Annotated in this window: 28 protein-coding genes and 2 tRNA genes; 14 read left to right on the top strand and 16 right to left on the bottom strand. The window is 72.3% G+C overall.

The features are described 5' to 3' along the window. Positions 1 to 48: 48 nt before the first annotated feature. From GJ743_RS17880 to GJ743_RS17895, 4 genes are all read left to right on the top strand, one after another. Positions 49 to 228, top strand: a complete 180-nt coding sequence (locus GJ743_RS17880) for a hypothetical protein (protein WP_155053260.1) — start codon at positions 49 to 51, stop codon at positions 226 to 228. Then, on the top strand, positions 228 to 1,100 hold the full coding sequence (locus GJ743_RS17885) for an alanyl-tRNA editing protein (RefSeq protein WP_155053261.1): 873 nt from the start codon (positions 228 to 230) through the stop codon (positions 1,098 to 1,100). Before GJ743_RS17880 ends, GJ743_RS17885 begins: the two co-directional genes overlap by 1 nt. A gap of 111 nt (positions 1,101 to 1,211) precedes the next feature. After that, on the top strand, positions 1,212 to 1,706 hold the full coding sequence (locus GJ743_RS17890; protein ID WP_328289326.1) for a cation:proton antiporter regulatory subunit: 495 nt from the start codon (positions 1,212 to 1,214) through the stop codon (positions 1,704 to 1,706). Positions 1,707 to 1,719: 13 nt separating this feature from the next. Then, entirely contained in the window at positions 1,720 to 2,922 is a 1,203-nt protein-coding gene (locus tag GJ743_RS17895) for a cation:proton antiporter (RefSeq protein ID WP_155053263.1), read from the top strand. Positions 2,923 to 2,955: 33 nt separating this feature from the next. Here GJ743_RS17895 and GJ743_RS17900 read toward each other — a convergent pair whose 3' ends face one another. Continuing rightward, positions 2,956 to 4,065 carry an LLM class flavin-dependent oxidoreductase gene (locus GJ743_RS17900; protein ID WP_155053264.1) on the bottom strand — a complete coding sequence of 370 codons (1,110 nt, stop codon included), beginning with the start codon at positions 4,063 to 4,065 and terminating at the stop codon, positions 2,956 to 2,958. A 183-nt stretch (positions 4,066 to 4,248) separates the two neighbouring features. Between GJ743_RS17900 and GJ743_RS17905 the strand changes: the two genes are divergently transcribed. Continuing rightward, complete coding sequence (locus tag GJ743_RS17905) at positions 4,249 to 4,902, top strand: NADPH-dependent F420 reductase (RefSeq protein WP_196217056.1); 654 nt, start codon at positions 4,249 to 4,251, stop codon at positions 4,900 to 4,902. Positions 4,903 to 4,953: 51 nt separating this feature from the next. Here GJ743_RS17905 and GJ743_RS17910 read toward each other — a convergent pair whose 3' ends face one another. The 6 genes from GJ743_RS17910 to galU form a co-directional block, all read right to left on the bottom strand. Continuing rightward, a complete protein-coding gene (locus GJ743_RS17910; RefSeq protein ID WP_155053266.1) occupies positions 4,954 to 6,540 on the bottom strand; it encodes an MFS transporter in 1,587 nt (528 codons plus the stop codon). A gap of 82 nt (positions 6,541 to 6,622) precedes the next feature. Continuing rightward, entirely contained in the window at positions 6,623 to 7,333 is a 711-nt protein-coding gene (gene pdxH / locus GJ743_RS17915; protein ID WP_196217057.1) for a pyridoxamine 5'-phosphate oxidase, read from the bottom strand. Positions 7,334 to 7,401: 68 nt separating this feature from the next. Next, positions 7,402 to 7,477, bottom strand: a tRNA-Ala gene (locus tag GJ743_RS17920). A gap of 50 nt (positions 7,478 to 7,527) precedes the next feature. Then, on the bottom strand, positions 7,528 to 8,613 hold the full coding sequence (locus GJ743_RS17925; protein ID WP_155053268.1) for a hypothetical protein: 1,086 nt from the start codon (positions 8,611 to 8,613) through the stop codon (positions 7,528 to 7,530). A 52-nt stretch (positions 8,614 to 8,665) separates the two neighbouring features. Further along, positions 8,666 to 9,322 (bottom strand): GNAT family N-acetyltransferase, encoded by a 657-nt coding sequence (locus tag GJ743_RS17930; RefSeq protein WP_328289335.1) that lies wholly within the window; start codon positions 9,320 to 9,322, stop codon positions 8,666 to 8,668. 7 nt (positions 9,323 to 9,329) lie between these two features. After that, entirely contained in the window at positions 9,330 to 10,229 is a 900-nt protein-coding gene (gene galU, locus GJ743_RS17935; protein WP_155053269.1) for a UTP--glucose-1-phosphate uridylyltransferase GalU, read from the bottom strand. 62 nt (positions 10,230 to 10,291) lie between these two features. On the opposite strand from galU, the gene GJ743_RS17940 reads away from it, so the two are divergent. From GJ743_RS17940 to mscL, 3 genes are read left to right on the top strand one after another with little or no spacing between them, the layout of a single operon-like run. Beyond that, positions 10,292 to 10,870 (top strand): 5-formyltetrahydrofolate cyclo-ligase, encoded by a 579-nt coding sequence (locus GJ743_RS17940; protein WP_155053270.1) that lies wholly within the window; start codon positions 10,292 to 10,294, stop codon positions 10,868 to 10,870. A 48-nt stretch (positions 10,871 to 10,918) separates the two neighbouring features. Beyond that, on the top strand, positions 10,919 to 11,242 hold the full coding sequence (locus GJ743_RS17945) for an FmdB family zinc ribbon protein (RefSeq protein ID WP_155053271.1): 324 nt from the start codon (positions 10,919 to 10,921) through the stop codon (positions 11,240 to 11,242). A gap of 48 nt (positions 11,243 to 11,290) precedes the next feature. After that, the gene (mscL, locus tag GJ743_RS17950) at positions 11,291 to 11,731 is read left to right on the top strand and encodes a large conductance mechanosensitive channel protein MscL (protein WP_328289327.1); all 441 of its coding nucleotides are present in this window, start codon (positions 11,291 to 11,293) and stop codon (positions 11,729 to 11,731) included. Between the two features lie 60 nt (positions 11,732 to 11,791). Here the strand turns inward: mscL and GJ743_RS17955 are convergent, their stop codons facing one another. Beyond that, positions 11,792 to 12,022: a hypothetical protein gene (locus GJ743_RS17955; RefSeq protein WP_155053273.1), complete on the bottom strand. Its 231-nt coding sequence runs from the start codon at positions 12,020 to 12,022 to the stop codon at positions 11,792 to 11,794. Then, entirely contained in the window at positions 12,019 to 15,861 is a 3,843-nt protein-coding gene (locus tag GJ743_RS17960; RefSeq protein ID WP_376862035.1) for an AAA family ATPase, read from the bottom strand. Before GJ743_RS17960 ends, GJ743_RS17955 begins: the two co-directional genes overlap by 4 nt. Before the next feature lie 44 nt (positions 15,862 to 15,905). On the opposite strand from GJ743_RS17960, the gene GJ743_RS17965 reads away from it, so the two are divergent. Further along, entirely contained in the window at positions 15,906 to 16,214 is a 309-nt protein-coding gene (locus GJ743_RS17965; RefSeq protein ID WP_155053275.1) for a rhodanese-like domain-containing protein, read from the top strand. After that, positions 16,211 to 16,507, top strand: a complete 297-nt coding sequence (locus GJ743_RS17970; protein WP_155053276.1) for a metal-sensitive transcriptional regulator — start codon at positions 16,211 to 16,213, stop codon at positions 16,505 to 16,507. The genes GJ743_RS17965 and GJ743_RS17970 overlap by 4 nt, the downstream gene beginning before the upstream one ends. Positions 16,508 to 16,635: 128 nt before the next feature. Here GJ743_RS17970 and ald read toward each other — a convergent pair whose 3' ends face one another. Further along, a complete protein-coding gene (gene ald, locus GJ743_RS17975) occupies positions 16,636 to 17,736 on the bottom strand; it encodes an alanine dehydrogenase (RefSeq protein WP_155053311.1) in 1,101 nt (366 codons plus the stop codon). A 132-nt stretch (positions 17,737 to 17,868) separates the two neighbouring features. On the opposite strand from ald, the gene GJ743_RS17980 reads away from it, so the two are divergent. Further along, positions 17,869 to 18,372, top strand: coding sequence for an Lrp/AsnC family transcriptional regulator (locus GJ743_RS17980; RefSeq protein ID WP_328289328.1), 504 nt, complete (start codon positions 17,869 to 17,871; stop codon positions 18,370 to 18,372). Between the two features lie 34 nt (positions 18,373 to 18,406). Here the strand turns inward: GJ743_RS17980 and GJ743_RS17985 are convergent, their stop codons facing one another. After that, positions 18,407 to 19,474 carry an ATP-dependent DNA ligase gene (locus GJ743_RS17985; RefSeq protein WP_155053277.1) on the bottom strand — a complete coding sequence of 356 codons (1,068 nt, stop codon included), beginning with the start codon at positions 19,472 to 19,474 and terminating at the stop codon, positions 18,407 to 18,409. A gap of 182 nt (positions 19,475 to 19,656) precedes the next feature. Between GJ743_RS17985 and GJ743_RS17990 the strand changes: the two genes are divergently transcribed. The 3 genes from GJ743_RS17990 to GJ743_RS18000 all read left to right on the top strand — a co-directional run bounded on the left by GJ743_RS17990 (position 19,657) and on the right by GJ743_RS18000 (position 20,536). After that, positions 19,657 to 19,833, top strand: coding sequence for a hypothetical protein (locus GJ743_RS17990; protein WP_155053278.1), 177 nt, complete (start codon positions 19,657 to 19,659; stop codon positions 19,831 to 19,833). Beyond that, positions 19,830 to 20,099 (top strand): hypothetical protein, encoded by a 270-nt coding sequence (locus GJ743_RS17995; protein ID WP_155053279.1) that lies wholly within the window; start codon positions 19,830 to 19,832, stop codon positions 20,097 to 20,099. The genes GJ743_RS17990 and GJ743_RS17995 overlap by 4 nt, the downstream gene beginning before the upstream one ends. 83 nt (positions 20,100 to 20,182) lie before the next feature. Beyond that, positions 20,183 to 20,536 carry a hypothetical protein gene (locus GJ743_RS18000; RefSeq protein ID WP_155053280.1) on the top strand — a complete coding sequence of 118 codons (354 nt, stop codon included), beginning with the start codon at positions 20,183 to 20,185 and terminating at the stop codon, positions 20,534 to 20,536. A 28-nt stretch (positions 20,537 to 20,564) separates the two neighbouring features. Here GJ743_RS18000 and GJ743_RS18005 read toward each other — a convergent pair whose 3' ends face one another. The 5 genes from GJ743_RS18005 to GJ743_RS19265 form a co-directional block, all read right to left on the bottom strand. After that, on the bottom strand, positions 20,565 to 20,870 hold the full coding sequence (locus tag GJ743_RS18005; RefSeq protein WP_155053281.1) for a hypothetical protein: 306 nt from the start codon (positions 20,868 to 20,870) through the stop codon (positions 20,565 to 20,567). Beyond that, entirely contained in the window at positions 20,867 to 21,199 is a 333-nt protein-coding gene (locus tag GJ743_RS18010) for a DUF7882 family protein (RefSeq protein WP_328289329.1), read from the bottom strand. Before GJ743_RS18010 ends, GJ743_RS18005 begins: the two co-directional genes overlap by 4 nt. Positions 21,200 to 21,310: 111 nt before the next feature. Further along, complete coding sequence (pgi, locus tag GJ743_RS18015; RefSeq protein ID WP_328289330.1) at positions 21,311 to 22,993, bottom strand: glucose-6-phosphate isomerase; 1,683 nt, start codon at positions 22,991 to 22,993, stop codon at positions 21,311 to 21,313. 87 nt (positions 22,994 to 23,080) lie between these two features. Then, positions 23,081 to 23,152: transfer RNA gene (locus tag GJ743_RS18020), tRNA-Arg, on the bottom strand. Positions 23,153 to 23,465: 313 nt separating this feature from the next. Beyond that, positions 23,466 to 24,500 (bottom strand): CHAP domain-containing protein, encoded by a 1,035-nt coding sequence (locus tag GJ743_RS19265; protein ID WP_196217058.1) that lies wholly within the window; start codon positions 24,498 to 24,500, stop codon positions 23,466 to 23,468. Positions 24,501 to 24,773 lie beyond the last annotated feature (273 nt).

The following is a 24,773-nucleotide window of genomic DNA, read 5'->3' on the forward strand; positions in this document are numbered from 1 at the left end:
GGCTAGACTGGCGCCGCGGCGGTCCGCCGCGTCCGAAGGAGGTCCCTCGTGAGCGTGTTCCCGTTCCTCATCGCCATGGCGCTGTTCGTACTCGGAATGTGGGTGTTCAGCATCGCCGACGTGGTGGTCGGCTTCGAGGCGCCCGTCTTCTTCGGCGGCATCGTGCTCGTGTCGCTCTCGCTCGCCATCCCGTTCAACGTCCTCGGCCGGCGCGAGTCCGGCGTCTGATGGGGCTGCCCGACACCGACACGATCGTCACCTATCCGGCCGGCGACCTGCGCGCCGAGGCCCGCGTCCTCGCGGTCGCACCGCACGGCGACCGCCTCGCCGTGATCACCGACCGGACGAGCGTCCACCCCGTCGATGCCGCCTGGCCCGACCAGCCCGCCGACGCGGGCGTGCTCCGCCTCGGCGCTCGAGAGTACGCGATCCGCGATGCGGTGGTCGCCGCGACCGACGGCGGCGAACTGCACGTCGGCGCGCTCCCCGTGCGTCCCGGCACCGAGGGCTGGTCCTTCCTCGTCGCGCACCTCCTCGACGCCGACGCCGACGTCCACGAGGGCGACGAGGTCGAGCTCGAGGCGGATGCCGCGACCCGTCGAGCGCTCTCGATCGGCCACACCGCGTGCCATGCGGCCTCGCTCGCCCTGAACCGCGCGCTCGCGGGCCGCTGGTCGAAGGCCGCGCGCGAGGATGCACTCGGCTCCCCCGACTTCGACGGCATCGCGATCGCGTCGTCGCAGATCCAGCCGTCGGCGTCGGTCGATCGCTACCGACTGAACAAGTCGCTGCGCCGGGCCGGCTTCGACGCGACCGGGCTCGCCGACGGCCTCGGCGAGCTCGCGGCATCCGTCGACGCGACGCTCGCCGAATGGGTCGGCGCCGACGCGAGGGTCCGCATCGAACGCGTGGGCGACGACCTCACCGACCGCCGCACGTGGGTGTGCGAACTCCCGCACGCCTCCGCGCGGATCCCGTGCGGCGGCACGCACGTCGACTCGCTCGGCGAGCTGGGTGCGGTCCGCGTCTCGTTCACCGTCGAGGACGACGGCGGCACGCCGGTGCTCGAGATGACGACGCGCGCCGCCGCATCCGCGTGAAACGGCGCCGGCTCGGCGATGAGCCGACGGATCCCGAAACGGGAATGCGCACCGCTGAATCCTGAGCGTTCCTCGGACCGGACGTCCCCGGACGGGTCTAGCATGGCGGACGTGGGAATTCGCATCGAGAAGGTCGACCTGCCCGGGATCGGCTTCCGCCACGACCTCGTGACCGAGAGCGGCCGGCGGATCAGCGTGGTGTCGCACCGGGACGGCGAGCGCGATCTCGGGGTCTTCGACGAGGACGACCCCGACGAGTGCCGCGACACCATTCCGCTGAGCGACGACGAGGCCGCAGCCCTCGCCGACGTGCTCGGCGCCTCCGTCATGCTCGCCCGGCTCACCAGCCTCTCCGACCTGACGACCGGGCTGTTCACCGAGCAGATCGCCCTGCCGACGGACTCGCCCTACCTGAACCACCCCCTCGGCGACACCAAGGCGCGCACCCGGACGCACTCGTCGATCGTGGCGATCATGCGCGACGGCGAGGTGATCCCGTCGCCGACCCCCGCAGACGTGCTGCGCGCCGGCGACGTGATCGTGGCCGTCGGAACGCGCGACGGACTCGACGGACTGGCCCGACTGCTCGCCAACGGCCCCGACTGACCCCGGGGGCCCGATGCACGAGACCACGCTGCTCCTCATCGAAGTCGGCGCGCTGCTCCTCGCCATGAGCCTCCTGGGGCGCCTCGCCATCCGCATCGGCCTCTCCCCGATCCCGTTCTACCTGCTGCTCGGACTCGCCTTCGGCAACGGCGGCCTGCTCCCCTTCGACGCGAGCGAGGAGTTCTTCGCCACCGGCGCCGAGATCGGCGTCATCCTGCTGCTCGCGCTGCTGGGCCTCGAGTACACCGCCGAGGAGCTCGTCATCGGCCTGCGGTCCTCGCGGCGCGCCGGGATCCTCGACGCCCTGATGAACGCCCTGCCCGGCGCGGCGTTCGCGCTCCTGCTCGGTTGGGGGCCCATCGCGGCCGTCGCCCTCGCGGGCGTCACGTGGGTCTCGTCGTCTGGCGTCATCGCGAAGCTCCTGCGCGACCTCGGGCGGCTCTCCAACCGCGAGACGCCCGGGGTGCTGGCCATCCTCGTCATGGAGGACCTCGCCATGGCGTTCTACCTGCCGGTGCTGTCGGCGCTGGTCGTCGGCGCGAGCCTCGTCCAGGGCGCGATCGGCGTCGCGATCGCCGTCACGATCGTGGTCGTCATCCTCTTCCTGGCGCTCCGCCACGGCCACGTGATCTCCCGCTTCTTCCCCGCCGAGCACGCCGAGCCGCTGCTGCTCGGGGTGCTCGGACTCGTCATGCTCGTCGCCGGGCTCGCCGCCGAGGTCAGCGTCTCGGCCGCGGTCGGCGCCTTCCTCGTCGGCATCGCGCTCTCGGGTCGGGTGGCGGCGAACGCGAGCGCCGTGCTCACGCCCCTTCGAGACCTGTTCGCAGCGATCTTCTTCGTCTTCTTCGGGCTCGCGACCGACTCGTCGGCGATCCTCTCGATGCTGCTGCCGGCCGCCGCGCTCGCGGCCCTGACGATCCTCACCAAGCTCATCTCGGGCGCGTACGCCGCACGGCGCGCCGGAGTGGGCACGCTCGGCCAGTGGCGCGCCGGGCTCGTGCTCGCCCCGCGCGGGGAGTTCTCGATCGTCATCGCCGGGCTCGCGGTCGGCTCGGGCATCGAGCCCGCGCTCGCGCCGCTCGCCACCGGCTACGTGCTGATCACGATCCTGGCGGGCAGCTTCCTGGCCCGGTTGCCGGATGCCGAGTGGTTCCGCACCGCGGTGCGACGTCGGTCGGCCGCGAAGCGCGCCGGGCTGTCCGCGGCGAAGCCGTAGTCGACCCCGGTCAGGCGCCGGGAGCTGCCCCGGTCAGGCGCCGGGCGTCGCCGGGGTCGCGTCGGCGTCGCCTGCGGCATCCGTCTCGCCCGTGGCATCCGCCTCGTCGGCGGCGAGCAGTTCCCGCACTCGCGGGACCACCTCGGTCGCGTAGAGCTCGATCGTGCGGAGCATCGCCTCGTGCGGCAGCGTGCCGTTGGAGTACTTCAGGTCGAAGCGCTGCGCGCCGAGAGCGCGCAGCGTTGCGGCGATCTTCTGCGCGACGGTCTCGGGCGAACCCGCGTAGAGCGCACCGTTCGGGCTCGCCTCGCCCTCGAAGTGCTCGCGGGTGACCGCACCCCAGCCGCGCTCGCGCCCGATGCGATTCATGATGACCTCGTAGTGCGGCCACAGCGTCTCGAGCGCCTGCTCGTCGCTGTCGGCGACGATGCCCGGGGAGTGCACCGCGATCGGCTGCGACTCGTGGCCGAACTGCGCGAGCGCCTTCCGGTAGAGGTCGGCGAGCGGGGCGAATCGTGCCGGACTGCCCCCGATGATGGCGAGCACCAGCGGCAGGCCGTAGTGCGCCGCACGGACGACGGATTCCGGGCTGCCGCCGACCCCGACCCACGTGCGCAGGCTGCCGTGCTCGACCTTCGGGAAGACCTCCTGGTCGGTCAGCGACGAGCGCAGCTTGCCGGTCCAGGTCACCGGCTCCTGCGGCAGCAGGGCCGAGAACAGGTTGAGCTTCTCCTCGAACAGGTCCTGGTACTGGCTGAGGTCGTAGCCGAACAGCGGGAAGGACTCGATGAAGGAGCCGCGGCCGAGGATGACCTCCGCACGTCCGCCCGAGACGGCGTCGAGCGTCGCGAAGCGCTGGTAGACGCGCACGGGGTCGTCCGAGCTCAGGACCGTGACGGCCGAGCCGAGGTGGATGCGCTCGGTGCGGCCGGCGATGGCCGCGAGCACGACCTCGGGCGCCGAGATCGCGAACTCGTGCCGGTGGTGCTCCCCCACGCCGAAGAAGTCGAGGCCGAGGCGATCGGCGAGTTCGGCCTCCTCGACGACGTTGCGGAGGACCTGCGCCTGCGGCAGCGGCTCGCCGTCCGGGCCGAGGGTCACGTCGCCGAAGGTGTCGAGTCCGAATTCGTGGTTGCGCGCCATCCGCTGCTCCCGTCGTGTGATCGATGCACGTGCATGCACCTGATCGGAACCCCGTCTGCTGAGAGACTATTCCGTGGGGCTCCGGGAATGCCCGTCCCGGCGGGCGCGTTCACGATGGAGACGGCGCCGGACGGCCGACATCGCGTCGGCGCGCCCGGCGGCCGGGCGGGAATGGAGGAGCGCGTGGCGGAACGACCGACGATCGGCATCTTCGGCGCCGGCAAGGTGGGCACCGCGCTCGCGCGCCTGCTCGTCGATGCGGGCTACGAGGTCGCGCTCACCGGCTCACCCCGTCAGACGGCGCTCGAACTCCTCGTCTCGGTGGTCGCGCCAGGGGCCCGCGTGGCCGACGGCGACCGCCTCGCCGCGGACTCCGACGTGATCGTCGTCGCGGTGCCGTTCGGCAAGGCGCCGACCGTGCCGTGGAGCGCGTTCGACGGCAAGGTCGTGGTGGATGCCACGAACTACTGGCCGCCGGTCGACGGGCACATCCCCGACGTCGACGCCGACGAGCGCACCACGAGCGAGATCCACGCGGCGCTGAACCCCGCGGCCCGCGTCGTGAAGTCCCTCAACCACCTCGGCTACCACGACATGGAGGACGACCCCATGCCGTCGGGCTCGCCCCTCCGACGCGCGATCGCGGTCGTGGGCGACGACGCCGATGCGCGCGCGGCGGTCGCGCGCATCATCGACGACCTCGGCTTCGACCCGGTCGACGGCGGCGTGCTCGCGAACGGTCGCGCGCTCGAGCCGGGCCACCCGGCGTTCGGGCGGGAGCTCTCGGCGCGGGAACTCGCCCGACTGCTCGAGGCCGAGCGCGCCGTGGCCGCCTGACCGCGCGCGCGCCGGCCGGCTGACGCGCCGGCACGGTCCCCGATGGCACGCTCAGGCCGAGACGGGCCCGTCGCTCTCCGGGTCGATCAGGGGCCGGGCCTGCGTGTCACCGTCGGAGGACTCGCGCTCGCGCTCACGCTCGACCTCACGCTCACGCTCACGCTCACGCTCGCGCTCGCGGCGCGTGCCGCCGAGGCGCTGCCGGAGGTCGACGAGGCCGACGACGAGCGCGACGACGAGGAGCGCCCCCACGGCCGCGATGCCGACCGCGTACGCCTGGTGGAACACGTCGATGCGGGGCTCGGCACCCTGCTCGCGGTACACCGTCGAGTAGAACAGCGAGAGCGCGACGGCGGTGCCGATCGCCGTGCCGATGCGCTGGCCGAGCTGCCCCACCGACCCCGCGAGCCCGCCTCGCTGCACCGGGATGTCGGCGAGCGCGAGCACCTGGTTCGGCGCGATGACGAGCCCGCCGCCCGCCCCGCCGACCAGCATCACGGCGGCCATGAGCCACGGCGTGAGCTCGGGCGGCGTGGCCACGGCGACCAGCACGAGCAGGCCGAACCCGATGAGCAGCAGGACCAGGCCCCCGACCACGAGCGGGCGCCCGACGCGGTTCACGAGCCGCCCGCCGAGCCACGACGTGTAGGCGCTCGTGAGCGCGAAGCCGATCGTCACCATGCCGGCGAAGACCGGCTCGAGACCGAGCCCCTGCTGCAGGTACAGCGTCGTCAGCAGGAACGACGCCGGCATCGCCGCGAAGTACACGGTCGCGAGCAGCGTGCCGTTGCGGTACGAGCGGAGCGAGAACAGGTCGAGGGGCACGAGCGGGGCACGGCCGGATGCCGCGTACCGCCGCTCCCACCAGAGGAACGCGCCGAGCGCGACCGCGAAGACGACGAGCGTCCACCACCGCGCCGGGTCGTCGTCGGGCGAACCCGTGGTGAGCAGGAACGGCCACATGAGCGACGCGACGACGACCCCGAAGATCACGACCCCGACGGGGTCGAGCGAGATCCGCCGGGCATCGCCGGGCGGCCGTCCGGGCAGCAGGCGCGCGGCGAACGCGATGGCGATGAGCGCGAGGGGCACGTTCATCCAGAAGATCCCGCGCCATCCGTCGTCGGGCCCGCCGATCGCGATCGCGAGACCGCCGAGCGTCGGGCCGAACGCCGTCGCGATGCCGATCGTCGCGCCGAAGAGGCCGAAGGCCGCCCCGCGCTCGGCGCCCTGGAAGAGCTGCTGCACCATGCCGAGCACCTGCGGCATCTGGATGCCGGCGGCCACGCCCTGCAGCAGGCGGCCGGCGAGGAGCACGGGCGCGCTCGGCGCGATCGCGCAGACGAGGCTCGTCAGCGCGAACAGGCTGAGACCGACGATGAACATCGTCTTGCGCGAGCCCTGGTCGCCGAGTCGTCCCGCGGGCACGAGCGTGAGCCCGAACGCGAGCACGAAGCCCGAGACGAGCAGGCCGAGCTCGGTCGGCCCGGCCCCGAGCGCCTCCTCGATCGACGGCAGTGCGACGTTGACCTTGGTCAGGTCCATGATCGTCAGTGCGGCGACGCCGACGCACACCCAGTAGGCGCGCCAGCGGTGATCGTTCGCCTCGCGAACGGGAGGCACCGGGGGTTGCGACATCCGCTCCAGCCTACGCCTGCGCGTCGCAGGCACCGGCCCGCGGCGCCGTCGCCTCGGGCCGATCGCCGCGACCGGATACGTCCTACGGCTGGAGACGGCCGATCCGCCACGGCGACCCCGCCGCGGCCTCCGGATCGCGGTCGAACACGATCCGGTCGTGCAGCCGAGAGGTCCGCCCCTGCCAGAACTCGATCCGCCACGGGCGCAGCCGGTAGCCGCCCCACCGATCCGGCCGACGGATGTCGTCGACGCCCGCGTACTCCTCCTCGAGCTCGCGCACGCGCTCCTCGAGCTCGGCTCGCGAACCGATGGGCTGCGACTGGCGGCTCGCGGTCGCGGCGATGCGCGACCCGTACGGGCGGGTCGCCCAGTACGCGTCGGACTCCTCGTCGGGGACCGGATCGACGACGCCCGTGACGATGACCTGCCGGTGGATCAGGTACCACGGGAAGAGCAGCGTCGCGGTCGGGGACGCCGCGAGCGCCCGCCCCTTGCGCGACGAGCGGTCGGTGTAGAACACGAACCCGCGATCGTCGACGCCACGCAGCAGCACGGTCCGGCTCGACGGCGTGCCGCCTGCGCCGACCGTGCCGAGCACCATCGCGTTCGGCTCGTACACGTCGCGCTCGTCGGCCTCGGCGAGCCAGCGGTCGAACTGCACGAACGGGTCGGCGGCGAGCGCCGCCTCGTCGAGGCGCTCTTCGCCGTAGTCCTTGCGCCGGGTCAGGGCGTGCTCGACGGCCCGGTCGATCCGGTCGGCGCCCATGCGGTCGGGGTCGATCGCGTCGCTCATGGCTCCAGCGTACGAGCGGACGACGAAGCCCCCGGGATCCGATCGGATTCCGGGGGCTTTCATCAGGTTGGTGGACCCAGGGGGATTCGAACCCCCGACCTTCTCATTGCGAACGAGACGCGCTACCAACTGCGCCATGGGCCCGAGCCGTGAACGACTCTACCATCCTCCGAAGGGTGGTCCGGACCACCCGATCAGACGGCGGTGCGACGGCGCCGCAGCACCTGGTCGAGGTCGCCCATGCCCGGTTCGGCACCGTCGACGATGCCCATGCGCGCGTACGGGTTGGCGGGTTCGGACGCCGAACCGGCCCGGCGGTGCGCCTCCGCGTCGCCGGCCGCCTGGGTCGGTGCGTCCTCGACGGATGCCGCGGTCGGCCGGAGCACGGGAACCTGCCGTTCCATCCGCTCGGCGCGCTCGGCGAACTCGGCCTCCGTCGCGGCGCGCTTGAGCTGCTCGGCTTCGGCGATCGAGGCCATGACGCTCGCCGCGATCGTGCCGCGCGAGAGGTGGAGCGGCTTCGGCAGCGGCTGCGGCGTCCAGCCGGCTCCCTCGGAGGGGTCGGCCTCCTCGACGTCGATGGGCTCGAAGGGCTCGGAGACGGGCACCGCGACGGGCGCCGCGACGACCGGGATCGGCCGGCGGCGGGCGAGCACCGCGAGGCCGCTCATGGCCGCGACGATGCCCAGGCCGCCGGCGAGGGTGACCAGGCCCGTGCCACCCAGGGCGAGCACGACGAGGCCGACGACGAGCGCGACCAGCGAGGCCAGGAGCAGCAGCGAGCACATCGCGCGACGGCGACGCCGTCCGCGGCGGGCGGCGCGGGCGTCGGCAGCGGCGGGCGCCGTCGTCCCGTGACGAGCCGCGGCATCCGCCTCGGCCGCGAGCGCGGCGGTGCGCCGTGCGGCCGCCGCGCGCTCGGCGGCCGCCGCCCGCTCCGCCTGCGCCGCGACCTCGCGTTCGGCGGCGGCGGCGGCCTCCTCGGCGGCGATGCGCTCGGCGATCGCGAGGTTCTCGGCGGCCTGCGCCTCGAGGCGCGAGGCGAGCTCGTGTTCGTGGAGGATCCGTTCCTGCGCGGCGACCTCGCGCGCGGTCACGCCCGTGCGGACCTCCTCCGGCGCCTCGGCCGTCTCGGCGAGGATCCGCAGGGTCTGCTGCAGGCGCACCGCGTTGCGCTCGGTGGCGAGGTACTGTCGCCGGCGGAGCCAGCTCGGGAGCAGATAGGCGATCCAGAGCGTCGCGGCGACCGCCACGAGCACGCCACCGCCGATCGGATCCATGGCACCACGCTAGGTCACCGGGCGCCGGCGATCCCGCTCGCCGTGGGGCGTGTCAGCGATCCCCCACCCGAAGGGGGGTGCGCGCGGCCTCGCGGTCGGCCTCGGGGATCGCGGCGGCGTCCGTCGGCGCGCGACCCTCCCGCCAGCGACGGAGCACCCCGCCGGGCACCTCCTCGGCGACGAGCGCGAACGCGAAGTGGTCGCGCCAGTCGCCGTCGATGTGGATGAATCGGCGGCGCAGCCCCTCGTAGCGGAAGCCGAGCTTCTCGACGACCCGGAGCGACGGCCCGTTCTCCGGGCGGATGCAGATCTCCATGCGGTGCAGGCGCAGCGTGCGGAAGCAGTGGTCGGTCGCGAGGGCGACCGCGGTCGGGGTGATGCCGCGGCCGGCGACCTCCTTCGCGACCCAGTACCCGATGGATGCCGACGCGAGCGACCCGTGCGTGATCGAGGAGACGTTCAGCTGCCCGACGAGCTCCTCCTCCCATTCGATGACGAACGGGAGCGCCGTGCCGGCGCGTGCGTGGGCGTTCAGGTTGCGGATGCTCGCACGCGCGTCGATGACCGTGCCCCCGCCGGGGTAGGTCGCCTCCCAGCGCCGCAGCCACGCGCGATTGTCGAGCAGCACCCGTTCGAGCTGGCGCGCGTCTCGCACCCGGATCGGACGGAGCGTCAGCGACCCGTCGACGAGGGTCGGAACGGATGCCACCGGCACGTCAGCCTCGTTCGAGACCGGCGGCGAACTCGACGAGCCAGGCCCGCAGGTCGGCGCCGAGGTCGTCGCGATCGGAGGCGAGCTGGACGACGGCCTTGATGTAGTCGAGCTTGTCGCCGGTGTCGTAGCGACGACCCCGGAAGACGACGCCGTACACGCCGCCCGTTCTCTCGACGTCGCCCGCCATCTCCATGAGCGCATCGGTGAGCTGGATCTCGCCGCCCTTGCCGGGCTCGGTGCGGTGCAGCACCTCGAACACCTCGGGCTTCAGTACGTAGCGGCCGATGACGGCGTAGTTCGAGGGGGCGACCTCCTTCGCGGGCTTCTCGACGAGGCCGGTGATCCGGACGACGTCGGGGTCGTCGGTCTCCTCGATCTCGGCGGCGCCGTACAGGTGGATGCTGTCGGGGTCGACCTCGAGGAGGGCCACGATGCTCGCGTCGCGGGCGACCTGCTCGTCGAGCATGCGCGTGAGCAGCACGTCGCGTTCGTCGATGATGTCGTCGCCGAGCAGCACCGCGAACGGCTCGTCGCCCACGTGCATCTCGGCGCGCATCACCGCGTGGCCGAGGCCCTTCGGGTCGCCCTGGCGGACGTAGTGCATCTGCGCGAGCTCGGTCGACTCGTTGACTTTCTGCAGCTTGGCCGTGTCGCCCTTCTGCTCGAGCGTGTACTCGAGCTCGGCGACCCGGTCGAAGTGGTTCTCGAGCGCGTTCTTGTTGCGGCCGGTGATCATGAGCACGTCGGTGAGGCCCGCGCCGACGGCCTCCTCGACCACGTACTGGATGGCGGGCTTGTCGACGACCGGCAGCATCTCCTTCGGCATCGCCTTGGTCGCGGGCAGGAAGCGCGTTCCCAGGCCGGCAGCGGGGATGACGGCCTTCGTGATCCGTTCAGTCATGGGCTTCAGCGTAGCCGTACGGCATCGGCCTCGGACGGATGCATCGTCCTAGGATGGCTGCCATGCCCGACGATCCGACCGTGGTCAAGCGGATCCTCCGCGCCGAGCTCCGCGAGCGCCGCCGGAACATGCCCGCGCACGAACGAGAACTGGCGACCGAGGGCTTCACCTCCCGCCTGCAGGAGCTCGTGGGCTCCACCGAGGCGGCGTCGATCTCGTGCTACCTCTCGATGCCGACCGAGCCCGACACGCGCCCGTTCGTGAACTGGGCGGAGGCGAGGGGCATCCGCGTCCTCTTCCCGATCACGAGGGAGGACGGCCTGCTCGACTGGACCGTCGGCGAGGAGGAGGACGAGGTGACCGGGCTGCACGGCATGCCGGAGGCCGTCGGCGAGCTCCTCGGCCCGATGGCGATCAACGACGTCGACCTGATCCTCGTCCCGGCTGCGGCGGTGGATGCCACGGGCATGCGTCTCGGCTGGGGGCGCGGGTATTTCGACAAGACCCTCGGTTCGATGGGAAAATGTCCTCCGGTGTACGCCATCGTCTTCGACGGCGAGTTCGTCGAGGAGGTGCCGCGAGAGGTGCACGACCAGCCGGTGAACGGCGTCGTGACCCCCACGCGGATCGTCGCGTTCTGACCTCGCGCCGCGTACCCGACCTCCACCGACGGACATCGAGAGATCACCATGCCCACCTATTCCTACCGCTGCACCGAGTGCGGCGAGGCCTTCGACATCCAGCAGGCCTTCACCGACGACTCCCTGACCGAGTGCCCGGCCTGCTCCGGTCGGCTGCGCAAGCTCTACGGCACGGTCGGCGTGACCTTCAACGGCTCGGGCTTCTACCGCACCGATTCGCGCGAGTCGGGCTCGAAGGGCGCGAAGGGGGGCCCCGGCTCGGAGTCGGGCACCGGCGGGTCCTCGTCCTCGTCCGAGTCGGCCTCGTCCGGGTCGTCCTCGTCCACCGCATCCTCGAGCTCGACGACGAGCTCCTCGTCGACCGCCGCGTAGGTCGACGTCCTGTCCACGCACACCGGAACGGAAGCGAAGGGGGCCCGAGTGCTCAAGGGATTCAAGGAGTTCATCCTCAGGGGGAACGTCATCGACCTCGCGGTCGCGGTCGTCATCGGCGCCGCGTTCACGGCGGTCGTCAACTCGATCGTGAACAACCTGTTCAACCCGCTGATCGGTGCGCTGTTCCGCGCCGACAGCCTCGACTCCGCGTTCGTGTGGGAGATCCCCACGATGGACGGCAGTGTCGCCGAGGTGAAGTTCGGCGCCGTGCTCGGCGCGATCCTCACCTTCCTCATCGTCGCCGCGGTCGTGTACTTCGTCTTCGTCATGCCGATGAACGTCCTCAAGGAGCGCGCGGAGGCCCGTCGGCAGGCCGGCGAGCCGAAGGCCGAGGACCCCGAGACCGAGCTCACCGTGCTCGCCGAGATCCGCGACCTGCTCGCCGCGGAGCGACAGGGTCAGTCCGGATCCCACCGGGCCGACTAGCCGCGCCTCGCACCCGACCCGGGCGCGCGTCGACCTCGCTCGGCGGGCGCCTCCGTCGTCTCACCAGTGCGGCGGGCGCTCGCGCGTGATCCGGTCGTCCTCGGGACGCGCCTTCGGCGCCGGCCCGCCCTCGCGCTCGTCGTGGGCGCCCGGCACGGCCGACTCCGGCGCGGGATCCGTGCCCGGCGCGGGGGTCAGACGTGCGCGACGCGCGCCGCGCGCGCGCTCGACGCGTTGACGCGGGGGCGGGCCATCCGCCTCGCCGTCGTCGTCATGGGACGGGCCCGTCACGCGGTCTCGGCCTCCTCGACCGCCGGGGTTCCCCGACCGAGCAGCGAGGCGACGCGCTCGGCGACCGCCTCGGGGTCGCCGAAGAGCTCGAAGCTGTGCACGCGCAGGTAGTGCCATCCGAGTCGGCGCAGCACGTCGGGCCGGAGCCGGAGCGACTCGCGAAGGCTCTGCCCGACGAGCGCCTGGTCGGTCTCGACGACGACCGCCCTCCCCGCGTGCGACGCCGCGAGCGAGAGCGTGTCGCGGTGGCCCACGCTCACGCGGATGCCGCGGCGCTCGAGCCGCGTCGCGAGGTCGACCAGCATGGGGTCCCCGCGACCGCGGTCGCGGACCGCGTCCTTCTGCTCCTCGGTGTGCGAGAGCACGCTCGCGAGCGCGACGACGCCGTGGCGCTGGCGATCCTCGTCGATGTCCTCCGGGCGGAAGGCCGAGACGATGTCCATCGAGCGACGCGCGCGCGTCATGGCGACCGCGAGCAACCGCTCGCCGCCGGGCTCGCCGAGCGCGCCGAAGTTGGACAGCAGCCGGCCGTGCGGCGTGCGGCCGTAGCCGATCGAGAACACGACGCGATCGCGGCTCTGCGCCACCGCCTGCTCGAGCGTGAGCACCGTGAACGGCTCGGCGCGGTCGCGCAGGATGAAGTCGGACAGGTCGCTGCGCTTGGCGAACGCGGCGAGCACCGCCTGGTGCACGCGGGCCGCGTGCCGCGCGCTCGCAGTGATGACCATAAGCGACTCGCGCGGCCGCTTCACCGCGTGCTCCATCACGAGCTCGACGACCTTCGCGACCTCGGCGTCGAGGCTCTCGACCGTGCCGGTCACGGGATCGGGCAGCCCGTTGCCGCGAACGTAGTGCAGTCCGAGGCTGCCGTGGCCGAGGAAGCTGCCCGCCCACGGCATCGACACGATGCGCCCGCCGTAGAACCGGCGGTTGACGAGCTCGGCCAGATCCTCGCCGCCGGCGCGGTAGCTGCGCGTGAGGGTCATGGTCGGCAGCAGGTCGGCGAGGCGCGCGAGCGCCGAGTCGGCGTGCAGCGCGTCGACGCCGTGCTCGGCACGCGGACGCTCGTCGGCATCGGCCCGGATCGCGAGCTCGAACCGAGTGGGCGTCTGCGTGACCGGGTCGCCGAAGGCGACGACCTGGGTCGCGCGGCGGATCGCACCCAGGTTCTCGGCGATGGTCGTCGCGCCCGCATCCACGAGGAGCACCGTGTCGAACCGGATCGCGTCGTCGATCTCGGGCACCTCGTACGGCGACGCGAGCCAGACGGGAGCGAGCAGCCGGAACAGGTGGGGCGCCTCGCGGTGCAGCCGCTCCGGACGGACGCGGTCGCCGCGGAGCATCCGCCGCAGTCGTTCGGCCTCGTCGGGCTGGTCGACCAGCGCGACCCGCCAGGCCTCGGCGAGGCGCCACGCGAGAAGCGGCCCGGCCGCCGAGGCGTGCGCGTCGTCGACGAGCCGGAAGTCGGATTCGAGCCGGTCGAGCACGCTCGTGTTCGCCCCGAGGAGCGCGGGGTCGCCCGCGAGCACGATCTCGAACACCGACTGCCACCAGGCGAGCTCGAGCTCGGAGGCGACCTGCTGCTCGGGGACGTGACGCTTGGCCAGGTCGACGAGCAGCGGGTCGAGCCCGAGCCCGCGGAGCTTCTGGAGCAGCGCCGTCCGCTCCTGCAGGTTGAGCAGCACCTCGGACTCCGCGGCGAGGCCGACGAGGGTGGCCTCGAGGTCGCGCAGCGGGCGAGCGCCGAGCCGCTTGGGCGTTCCGGCCAGGCCGAGCGGCGCGTCGAGTTCCTGCAGGTCGGCGGCGACCGTGTGGTACGCCACGTGCACGTCGTCGAGCCCGACGGGCACGCTCGGCACGGCGCCCGCCTCCGAGTACCGGTGCCAGAGCGTGCGCTGCTGCTGGATGCCGCGGAGCGACGCGTTCAGGTCGCCGACGTGCACCCCGGGGCGCACGTACTCGAGCGCGAGGCGCTTGAGGCGTCGGCGGTTCGCGCCCGACATGCCGGTCTCGCGGCGCGGCGCCGTCGCCGCGATGAGTTCGCCGAGCGGACGGTCGTAGACCGACGGCAGGAACTTGTCGAGCGTGTCGCGGACGTCGTGCAGCAGTCGGAGGAAGACGCCGAGCTCGGCGACCGACTCGAACTGACGCAGGCGGGTCTGCGCGATCAGCGCGCGAGCGCGGTCCAGGAGGCGCGGCACGTCGGTCGCGCTCAGCCGCTTGGCGAGCTCGTGGGCGGCGGTCGCCTCCTCGGAGGTGGCGAAGTCGGCGCCGTACCAGGGCGAGTCGCCCGGGCCGTAGCGGAACTCGCCGAGCGTCGCGGCGCGGACGAGGTCGGCCGCGACCGCGTCGCGGCCCGCGGCGAGCGCGACGAGCGAGCCGCGGTCGAGCCGCGCGGTGGTGTCGGGCGGCTCGGGCATCGAGGCGAGTCCGGCGAGCGCGGTGAGCGCATCCAGCACCGAGACCCCGAGTTCGCCGTCGTGGCGGGTGAGCGCGTGCCGGTAGTCGAGCAGCACACGGCGCAGGCGCACGAGCGCGTCGTCGATGTCGGCGATGCGCGGCTGCTCGGCCTTCTCGTTCCGGGTGATCGACTGGATGAGGTCGCGGCGGAGGCGATCGGTGCCAACGGCCAGCCCGCCGAGGCCGACCTGGCCGAGTCGATGCGCGATGCCGTCGAGGCTGGCGCGTCGGCCGCCCACGACGAGGACGCGCCGCTCGTTGGCCACGAGTGCCCCGATCGCGTTCACGATGGTCTGCGTTCCGCCGGTCCCCGGAAGGGTCTTCACGACGATCGAGTCGCCCTGCTCGATCCGGGCGATCACCTGCTCCTGCTCCGGGTCGGCGTCGAGCAGCAGCCGGTCGGTCGAGGGCGGCCGCTCGTCCTGCGGGACGATGCTCGGCGCCTCGGCCTGGCGGGACACGGCGGCACGGGCGTTCGGATTGCCGGCGATCGCGTCGATGACGGGATGCTCGAGCCGCGAGGCATCCGCCCCCATCGCCGGCCCGACCTCGGCGAACGAGGAGACCACGAGACGTGGAGCGACGTGGAAGTACGGCAGGTGCGAGGTCAGGCCGCGCAGCCGATCGATCACGGGCTGCGGCTTGAAGACGCCGTTCGTGATCGCGAGCGCGACGAACGCGTCGGCGTCGAGGGTGATCTGGAAGCGCTCGTGCAGTTCGCGAGCCAGTGCGGGGTTGAGGAAGGGCTGGCCCTTGAGCTTGAGTTCGAAGTCGCGGCCGTAACGGCGGATGGCGAGCGGCCGGAGCAGTACGGGCGCGAGGAAGTCCTCGCCAGCGGACTGCCACGACGCGAGGCCGATGGCGAGGTGCACCGACTCGATGCCGCGGACGGATCGGAGTTCGACGCCCTTCTGCGTGATCTCGGCCGCCGCGAGACGCGCGTTGCGCAGGGCCAGCTCGTCGCGGATGAGGCTCGAGAGGAGCGTGGACTTGCCCGTGATGAACTGCGGCAACCCGCCCGGGTGGGTCGTCGAGAGTTCGATGCGCGTTCGCGGCGCATCGTCGAAGTGAACCAGCGGGGAACGTCCGCCGAGGTCGCGGAGCTCCGCGTGCCAGCGCCGCCAGCTCGGCTCGGCGATGTTGCCCGCGACGACCGAGGGATCGCCGATCGTCACCGCGTGCGGTGTCGCGGGGTCGCGTTCGGGAACCGTCGACCCGGCACGCTCGGCGGCAGGGGTCTCGGTGCCGTCGTCGGGGAACTCGTCCCCGTCGTTCCGATCGAGCCGTTGCACATCGACACCATACGGCCGAGTGCGGCGATCCTCCGGAGCATCGCCGCACTCCGCAGGATTTCGATACCCGCCGGGTATTGATACCATGGGGGTATGCTTTCCCTGGCACACCAGCGTACGAGGAGCAGCAGATGAAGTCGATCTCCCCCAACGAGGCCCACGCCGTCGCCGACGCGTGGATCCTCGACGTCCGCGAGGGTCACGAGCTCGAACAGGCCCGCCTCGAGGACGCCCACCACATCCCGCTCGGAACGCTCGTCGAACGCCTCGACGAGGTGCCCCGCGACCGCACCGTCTACGTGATGTGCCACGCCGGCGGCCGGAGCGCGCAGGCGACCGAGTACCTGACGACGCAGGGCGTCGACGCCGTGAACATCTCGGGCGGCATCACCGAGTGGTACCGCTCCGGACTCCCCCTCACCATCGGAGGTGCCGAATGACCGCGAACGTGGCGACCGAGTCGACCGCAGACGCCCAGCGCCGCATCGCCAACCGCCTGAAGCGCGCCCGCGGCCAGCTGAACGCCGTGATCGACGCCGTCGAGTCGGGCGCCGACTGCCGCACCGTCGTGAACCAGCTCGCGGCGGTGTCGAGTGCGCTCGACCGCGCGGGCTTCGCGGTCATCTCGACCGCGATGCGCGACTGCGCCGCCGACCCCGACGGCAAGGTCGACGGCTCCGGCGAGCGGCTCGACTTCGACGAGCTCGAGAAGCTGTTCCTCTCGCTCTCCTGATACGCCGGCACTCCGGAGACACCGGCTCTCCTGACACGCCGGCAGACGCCACGACGGCCGCCGCCCGATTCGAATCGGGACGGCGGCCGTCGTGTGCTCACGGAGCGCCTGGTGGGGCACCCCGGCGTTCAGACGAGGGAGGACAGCTCGAGTCCGTGCGCCTTGGCGACGCCCTCGTTGGTCAGCTTGCCGGCCGTGGCGTTGAGTCCCTTGGCGAGGGCCGGGTCCGCGGCGAGCGCGGCCTCCCAGCCGAGGTCCGCGATCTTCAGCGCGTACGGCAGCGTGGCGTTGGTGAGTGCCGGCGTCGAGGTCGCGGGGACCGCGCCGGGCATGTTCGCGACGCAGTAGTAGATCGCGTCGTGCACCTGGTACGTCGGGTCGGCGTGGGTCGTCGCGCGCGAGCCCTCGAAGCAGCCGCCCTGGTCGATCGCGATGTCGACGAGCACGGCGCCGCGCTTCATGGTGGCGACCATCTCGTCGGTGACGACCTTCGGCGCCGCCGCACCCGGGACGAGGACCGCGCCGATCACGAGGTCGGCGTCACGGACCTGGCGGGCGGTCTCGTAGGGCGAGGAGGCGAGGGTCTTGACCCGGTGCTCGTAGCGGGCGTCGATCTCGCGGAGCTTGGGCAGCGAGATGTCCATGACGGTGACATCGGCACCCATGCCCATCGCGGTCGCCGCGGCCTGCTCGCCGGCGACGCCGCCGCCGATGACGAGCACCTTCGCCGGGGCCGTGCCGGGCACGCCGGCCAGGAGCACGCCGCGGCCGCCCTTCGACGCGTGCAGCGACGACGCGCCGACCTGCGGGGCGAGCCGGCCGGCCACCTCGCTCATCGGGGTCAGCAGCGGCAGCGACCGGTCGGCGAGCTGCACGGTCTCGTAGGCGATCGCGGTCACGCCCGAATCGAGGATCGCGCGGGTCAGCGGCGGGTCGGCCGCGAGGTGGAGGTAGGTGAACAGCGTGAGGTCGGCGCGCAGGAACCGGTACTCCTGCTCAATGGGCTCCTTGACCTTCAGCACGAGCTCGGCCGCCCACGCCTCCTCGGCGGTCGCGACGATGTTCGCGCCTGCGGCGCGGTACTCGTCGTCGTGGTAGCCCGCACCCTCGCCGGCACCCGCCTGGATGTCGACGCGGTGGCCGCGCAGCGAGAGCGCGTTCGCTCCCGCCGGCGTCATGGCGACGCGGAATTCGTTGTTCTTGATCTCTGCAGGCACGCCGACGTGCATGGTGGTCGCTCCGAATGCTGTGTGGATGGTTGCTTCCATGGTCGCCGCATGTTCGTTGTTTGTGAAGTGGTTCCGCATGATGTTCGGTAGACTCACGGCATCCGTCTCGAATGTTCGTACAGGAGCCCCGCCGTGACCGATCTGCCGAAGTTCAGCGAACCCTCCCGAGTCGTCCTCGACGACATCGACCGGCAGATCATCGCGCTCCTGCACGAGAACGCCCGCATCCCGAACGTCGATCTCGCGCGCGAAGTCGGCGTCTCGCCGTCGACCTGCCTCGCACGGGTGCGCTCGCTGCGCGAGCGCGGCGTCATCACGCGCTACACGGCGGAGATCAACCCCGCGGCGCTCGGCTTCACGCTCCAGGCGCTCGTCTCGGTCCGGATCCGCCCCGGCGCGCGTCACCTCATGGAGCAGATCTCCGACGACCTCCGGCGCGAGCCCGAGGTCGCGCAGCTCTTCTTCCTCGGCGGCAGCGAGGACTTCCTCATCCACGTGCGCGTGCGCGACAGCGAGCACGTCCGCCAGTTCGTCCTGAAGAACCTCTCGGCGAACCCGGCCGTCGCCCTCACCGAGACGAACCTCGTCTTCGAGCACCACACCGCCGACTCGGCGGGCCTTCGCGCAGTCCTCTGACCGCACGCTCCGCGACGGATGCCACGCCCCCGCGTCAGCGCGTCACGGGCAGGATCTCGGCGAGGTCGAGCCCGTCGGGCGACTCGAGCTGCTCGTAGGTGCAGCTCGCGGGCTCGCGGTCTGGGCGCCAGCGCCGGAACTGCGCCGTGTGCCGGAACCGGTCGCCCTCCATGTGGTCGTACGCCACCTCGACGACCAGCTCCGGGCGCAGCGGCACGAACGAGAGGTCCTTGCCCGCGCTCCACCGACTCACCGCGCCCGGCATCCGGCCGCTGCGATGGGGATCCTGGTCGGCCCACTCCCCCCACGGATGCCGCGACAGGTCCTCCTCGACGTACGGCGCCAGGGTCTCGACGAGCTCGCGCCGCTTCGCCATCGGGAACGACGCCGCGACGCCGACGTGATGCAGGCGCCCGTCGTCGCCGTACAGCCCGAGCAGCAGCGAGCCGATGATCCCGCCCGTCTTGTGCCAGCGGTACCCCGCGATCACGCAGTCGGCGGTGCGCTCGTGCTTGACCTTGAACATCGTCCGCTTGTCGGGCTGGTACGTGCCGTCGAGGGGCTTCGCGACCACCCCGTCGAGCCCGGCCCCCTCGAACCGGGCGAACCAGTCCTCGGCCTCGGCGAGGTCGGCCGTGGCCGGCGTCGCGAAGACCGGGTCGGATGCCGCGGCGAGCGCCTCGACGAGGAGGGCGCGCCGTTCGGCGAACGGCCGAGCCGTGAGGTCGTCGTCGCCGAGCGCGAGGAGGTCGAATGCGACGAACGAGGCCGGCGTCTGCTCGGCCAGCAGCTTCACCCGGCTCGCCGCCGGGTGGATGCGCTGCTGGAGCGCGTCGAAGTCGAGCCGGCCATCGGTCACGAGCACGATCTCTCCGTCGACGACGCACCGCTCGGGGAGGTGCCGCTTGAGCGCCTCGACGAGCTCTGGGAAGTACCGCGTCATCGGCCGCTCGTTGCGGCTGCCGAGTTCGACCTCGTCGCCGTCGCGGAAGACGATCGTGCGGAAGCCGTCCCACTTGGGCTCGACGTGCCCGACGTCGGGGATGCCCTTCACCGACTTCGCGAGCATCGGCTTGACGGGCGGCATCACCGGCAGGTCCATCCGCCCATCATGCTCCGCTCCCCCGACATGCGCACCCGGGCGCCGGCGAGCCGCGGCATCCGCTCGGGTAGCACCACCCCCACGGGCGATCAAGGGCCTGCCGCCGACGGACCGCTCGGCGTAGCCTCGTCGACGGGGATCGCGTTCGGGGCGCACGGACCACCGGAGGGGTGAGTGGAACCATGTCCGAATCGGAGGGACACAGACCGCAGGGCGACCGATCGGAGGAGGATCTCGTCGCCGATGCCGCGGTCGACGAGGTCGAGCGACGGGCACGGGCGCAGGAGGACGCCGACGCCGACGAACGCGTCGCGGTCCGCGACGATGACGGGCGGATCATCGAGGAGCGCGCGCAATGAGCTCCGTGATCGACCGGCCCGACCACGAGACCGACCACCAGCGTCGCCTGCTGCCGTCCATCGGCGTCTGGTGGCCGATGCTCGAGGCGCCGCTGCAGCGCGAGATCCTCGAGCATCCGACCGCACCGCTCCGCGCCGCGGTCGTCCGGCGCATCCTCGAACTGTGCGAGCTCGACGATCGGCCGATGCCGCGCTCGGGAGTCCGGCTCGACCAGAACGAACGCGCCTACCTCGCAGGGTGGACGCACGCCACCGACTGGACCTGAGGATGGTGTCCGGATGAGACCACGTCGCGCCCGCGAACGCAAGCGGTTGAGACGATCCGATCCGGGCCGATAGACCAGCAGGTATGGACCGGATCCACTACGCAGGCGGTGAGCTGCTCACCGGGAGTGCGATCGCCGACGCGATCGTCGACTACGCGGCCGCGCTCGCGTCGCGTCGGTCCGCGGCATCCATCGACATCCCCATCCGTGCGGGCGACGGGTCGACCGCACGCGCGCACCTGCTGATCGGGCCGGCGAGCCAACTCCTCACCGAACCGGTGGAGACCGACCTCGACGAACTCGTCGACGAGGACCTCGTGTCGCGTCTCCGCGCCGCGACGACGGCGCTCTCGTCGATCCGGCCCGTCGTCGGGGAGTCCGAGGACGGGTCGGACGACGGCGACACCGACGACCTGGAGTGGCCGCCGATCAGGTGACGCGCCCTCGGCGCGGGCTCCCCGAGGCTCAGCCGACGAGGTCGGGCGATTCGCCGCCGCCTTCGCGCGCCCGCTCGCGGCCGCCCTCGCCCTTGGGCTCGCCCTCGCCCTCGCCGGGGAGCGGGTCGTCGGCCGGGATCGGGACGATGCTGATCGGGATGCCGGGGCCCACGAGCAGTTGCGCCGGCTGCGGCCGGCCCTCGCCGAAGTTCACGGTGATCCAATCGGCCAGCCCGCGCTCGTGCGCGCGCTCGATCGCCTCCTTGATCGCCTCGACGTCGGCCTCGCCGACGGAGTACTGCGCCCCGCCGTACATGATGTTCACGCGCTTCACGACTCGTGGCCCCCGTTCGCATCGGCGTTCCTCGCCTCGGGTTCGGGAACGAGCACGAGGCCGCCCGGCGAGTTCGCCGTCGCCATGAGCGCGTCGACCCAGGCGCGATTGATCGAGGGCTGACGACCGCCCGCGTACTTGAAGACGAGCGGGATCCGCGGGTGCATCCAGAGCGTGCTCCGACCGTCGCCGATCGCGGGATCATCCCGCCAACTGAAGTAGAAGGACTCGCCCCGGCGGAGCTTCGCGCCGATCACGAGCTGCAGATGGGCGAGCACGCGATCGTCGAAGTCCACCCCGAGGGTCGAGTCGTACGTCAACTTCCCCACGTCCACCTCCGGCGCTGCCAACCTGACGCACAGCGTAACGCCGAGGCGGCCCGTGGAACAGGGGTTGCCCTCATGCCGCCGGACCGTCCGCCGGCCGGTCGCGCTCGGCGCTCAGGCCCGGCGGTGCGCGCGGTAGTACTCGAGCAGCGCGCGGGTCGAGGCATCCTGTGCCGCCGTCGCCGCCTCGTCGCCCTCGATCGCCGGGGCGATCTGGAGCGCGAGCTGCTTGCCGAGCTCGACGCCCCACTGGTCGAACGAGTTGATGCCCCAGATCACGCCCTGCGTGAACGTGATGTGCTCGTAGAGCGCGATGAGCTGGCCGAGCACCGACGGGGTGAGCGACGGCGCGAAGATCGACGTCGTCGGGCGGTTGCCGGCGAACGTGCGCGCAGCGACGAGCGCGCCCGTCGTGCCCTCCGCCTCGACCTCCTCAGCGGTCTTGCCGAATGCGAGCGCCTTGGTCTGCGCGAGGAAGTTCGCGAGGAAGAGCCCGTGCACGTCGCGGCCGCCGTCGGTCAGCGGATACGCGGGGTTCACGAACGCGATGAAGTCGGCGGGGATCAGCCGGGTGCCCTGGTGGATCAGCTGGTAGAACGCGTGCTGGCCGTTGGTGCCGGGCTCGCCCCAGAACACCTCGCCCGTCGTGGTCGTCACCGGCGACCCGTCCCACCGGACGGACTTGCCGTTCGACTCCATCGTGAGCTGCTGCAGGTACGCGGCGAAGCGGTGCAGCTGCTGCGCGTACGGCAGGACGGCATGCGACTGCGATCCGAGGAAGTTCGAGTACCAGACGTTCAGCAGGCCCATCAGCACCGGCACGTTGCGCTCGAGCGGCGTCGTGCGCACGTGCTCGTCGACGGCGTGGAAGCCCGCCAGCAGCTCGCGGAACGCCTCGGGCCCGAGCTCGATCGCCAGCGACAGGCCGATCGCCGAGTCGACCGAGTACCGGCCGCCGACCCAGTCCCAGAAGCCGAACGCGTTCTGCGGGTCGATGCCGAACTCGGCCACCCGGTCGAGCGCCGTCGAGACGGCGACGAAGTGATGGGCGACGGCGTCGGTGCGGGATGCCTCGTCGGCGCCGATCGCGCCCGCCGCCCCGAGCCCGGCCCACAGCCAGTCGCGCGCGAGGCGCGCGTTCGTGAGCGTCTCGAGGGTCGTGAAGGTCTTCGACGCGACGATGAAGAGCGTCGTCTCGGGGTCGAGGCCGGCCGTCTTCTGCGCGAGGTCGGTCGGGTCGATGTTCGAGACGAAGTGCGCGCGGATGCCGGCGTCGGCGTAGGGCTTCAGCGCCTCCGAGACCATGACCGGGCCGAGGTCGGACCCGCCGATGCCGATGTTCACGACGTCGGTCACGCGCTTGCCCGTCACCCCGAGCCAGTCGCCCGACCGGACCCGGTCGGCGAACGCGGCGACGCGATCGAGCACCTCGTGCACGTCGTGGTCGACGTCTTGTCCGTCGACGGCGAGTGCGGGCTCGGCGCCCTTCGGGCGACGCAGGGCGGTGTGCAGCACCGCGCGGTCCTCGGTGGTGTTGATGTGCTCGCCCGCGAGCATCGCGGCGTACCGCTCGGCGACCCCGATCTCCTCGGCGAGACGCACGAGCGAGGCGACGATCTCGTCGGTGACGAGGTTCTTCGACAGGTCGACGTGCAGGTCGGCCAGCGGCAGGCTCAGTCGTTCGACACGACCCGGATCGGCGGCGAACCAGGCTCGGAGGTCGGGTTCGAACGCGTCGCGGAGAGCCTCGAGCTCGGACCAGGCGGCGGTGGCGGTGGGATCGATCGGGGTGCTCACCCGCCTCACGCTACCCGCCCCGACCGGGTGCGTGAACCCGTGCGACGCCGGGCTACGGGAGCGATCCGGATGCGGCATCCGCCGAGGTGCCCCTGGAGGGACTCGAACCCCCAACCCTCTCCTTAGGACGGAGCTGCTCTTCCATTGAGCTACAGAGGCTGACCGGTCGAGTCTAGCGGGCACAGGGAACGGCCCGACCGCCGGGCGCGCTCTGAACCGGAGGGGACGGAGGGCTCAGTTGTAGCCGAGCACCACGATCGCCGACGTCGACGGGGCGAGCTCGTCGACGAACCCGTTCTCGTCGAACCGGTTGTCGTCTGAGGGCTGCGTCATCGCGGTCACCTTGCTTCGCTACTCTGGCGGGGGATCTCAGGCTACCGTCGGCGACTCGACCCGGTCATTGTCCGGAACGTCCAACTTCGGCCGGACGTTTCGCCATGATGTCACCCAACGGCGCCCACGACGGGCTCGATCAGGCGGGCGGGTACAGGTACAGCGCCTCGCCGACCGGGATCGTCCGCACGTGGTACGAGTGGTCGGAGTTCCAGTTGTACTCCTCGATCGTGACCGTGCCGTCGCCGTTGACCGACTGCACGTAGGCGACGTGGTTGTACGGGAACCACGCGACCGCACCGACCACGGGCTCGCTGCTCGACGGCCAGCCCTTGGCGGCCCACTCGTCGGCCCACATCCAGGCGCTGCCCGAGGCGAGGTTGCTCCAGTCCCACTTCCACGGTGCGCCGGTCACGCCGGCGTCGCGGTTGAGGCGCCAGGCCACGAAGTCGACGCACTCGCGGTAGTAGTAGCGCAGCGGGGAGAGCCCGCCGCCGTAGTCGTCGGGCGTCTCGTACCACCACGGGTAGTCGTCGCCCTCGGCCTGCTGGGCGACGATCGCGTACTCGCCCGTTCCGCGGGAGGCCAGCTCGGCCTCCCAGGCCGCGCGCTCGGCCTCGGCCGCCGCCGCGTCGATCTCCTCCTTCGTCGTGACGGAGAAGCTGTCGCTCGACACGGCGGCGCCGGCGGCGAGGTCGGAGACCTCGAGCCCCTGGGCCTCGGCGATCGACAGGCTGAACTTGGTCGGCGCGCCGCCCGGCAGGTGGCCGCCCGGAAGGAACGCGTACGCCGGCAGGGCCACGGTGCCGACGAGCGCCGGAACGAGGAGGACGGTGGCCGCGACGCGCATCGGGCCGTTGCGACGCGAGACGGGGCGCGAATCGCGAGCGCCCACGGGAGCGGACGGCCTCACGGCACGTGCGGCGATGGTCCGGACGGCGGCTCGACGACGGCCCATGGTCGGCATCACCGACGAGGATGCCTCGCCGGCTGCAGCGGCGACGGCCACCGACGAGGCGCCCGTTGCACGAGCGTCGACCGTGGCGACGGCCGGGATCCCGGCGGGGTCGGCGTGGGACGCAGCCGGCACCGCGACGGCGTCGGGGAACGGCGGGCGCCCCGCGACCGGAGCGGCGGCTCGTTCGACGGGCGGTCGCGACGCCGGGTTCGGCATCGGCGGACGGTGGCCGGGGGCGCCGCCGGAGCCCGCAGGGCGGACGGGCCGAGCGGACGCCAGGGGCTGGTCGAATGCCGGCCTCGCGGGCCGGTCGGGTGCCGGCCGCGCGGGCCGGTCGGGTGCCGGCCTCGCGGACCGGTCGAGGTTCGGCCTCGCGGGCCGGTCGGGGTTCGGCCTCGCGGGCCGGTCGGGGTTCGGCCTCGCGGACCGGTCGAGGTCCGGCCTCGCGGACCGGTCGAGGTCCGGCCTCGCGGACCGGTCGGGGTTCGG

It is taken from the genome of Agromyces bracchium, assembly GCF_009709675.1.
Lineage (GTDB): Bacteria > Actinomycetota > Actinomycetes > Actinomycetales > Microbacteriaceae > Agromyces > Agromyces bracchium.

What these genes read in the sequence shown, in the direction of transcription:
- GJ743_RS17985 (WP_155053277.1), bottom strand. Translation starts at nt 19,474, where the DNA reads ATGGACCTGCCGGTGATGCCGCCCGTCAAGCCGATGCTCGCGAAGTCG.
- GJ743_RS17895 (WP_155053263.1), top strand. Translation starts at nt 1,720, where the DNA reads ATGCACGAGACCACGCTGCTCCTCATCGAAGTCGGCGCGCTGCTCCTC.
- galU (WP_155053269.1), bottom strand. Translation starts at nt 10,229, where the DNA reads ATGACTGAACGGATCACGAAGGCCGTCATCCCCGCTGCCGGCCTGGGA.
- GJ743_RS17945 (WP_155053271.1), top strand. Translation starts at nt 10,919, where the DNA reads ATGCCCACCTATTCCTACCGCTGCACCGAGTGCGGCGAGGCCTTCGAC.
- GJ743_RS17910 (WP_155053266.1), bottom strand. Translation starts at nt 6,540, where the DNA reads ATGTCGCAACCCCCGGTGCCTCCCGTTCGCGAGGCGAACGATCACCGC.
- GJ743_RS17990 (WP_155053278.1), top strand. Translation starts at nt 19,657, where the DNA reads ATGTCCGAATCGGAGGGACACAGACCGCAGGGCGACCGATCGGAGGAG.
- GJ743_RS17885 (WP_155053261.1), top strand. Translation starts at nt 228, where the DNA reads ATGGGGCTGCCCGACACCGACACGATCGTCACCTATCCGGCCGGCGAC.
- GJ743_RS18000 (WP_155053280.1), top strand. Translation starts at nt 20,183, where the DNA reads ATGGACCGGATCCACTACGCAGGCGGTGAGCTGCTCACCGGGAGTGCG.
- pdxH (WP_196217057.1), bottom strand. Translation starts at nt 7,333, where the DNA reads ATGAGCGACGCGATCGACCCCGACCGCATGGGCGCCGACCGGATCGAC.
- GJ743_RS17965 (WP_155053275.1), top strand. Translation starts at nt 15,906, where the DNA reads ATGAAGTCGATCTCCCCCAACGAGGCCCACGCCGTCGCCGACGCGTGG.
- GJ743_RS17970 (WP_155053276.1), top strand. Translation starts at nt 16,211, where the DNA reads ATGACCGCGAACGTGGCGACCGAGTCGACCGCAGACGCCCAGCGCCGC.
- GJ743_RS17925 (WP_155053268.1), bottom strand. Translation starts at nt 8,613, where the DNA reads ATGGATCCGATCGGCGGTGGCGTGCTCGTGGCGGTCGCCGCGACGCTC.
- GJ743_RS17900 (WP_155053264.1), bottom strand. Translation starts at nt 4,065, where the DNA reads ATGGCGCGCAACCACGAATTCGGACTCGACACCTTCGGCGACGTGACC.
- GJ743_RS17995 (WP_155053279.1), top strand. Translation starts at nt 19,830, where the DNA reads ATGAGCTCCGTGATCGACCGGCCCGACCACGAGACCGACCACCAGCGT.
- GJ743_RS17960 (WP_376862035.1), bottom strand. Translation starts at nt 15,861, where the DNA reads ATGGTATCAATACCCGGCGGGTATCGAAATCCTGCGGAGTGCGGCGAT.
- GJ743_RS19265 (WP_196217058.1), bottom strand. Translation starts at nt 24,500, where the DNA reads ATGCCGAACCCGGCGTCGCGACCGCCCGTCGAACGAGCCGCCGCTCCG.
- GJ743_RS17940 (WP_155053270.1), top strand. Translation starts at nt 10,292, where the DNA reads ATGCCCGACGATCCGACCGTGGTCAAGCGGATCCTCCGCGCCGAGCTC.
- ald (WP_155053311.1), bottom strand. Translation starts at nt 17,736, where the DNA reads ATGCACGTCGGCGTGCCTGCAGAGATCAAGAACAACGAATTCCGCGTC.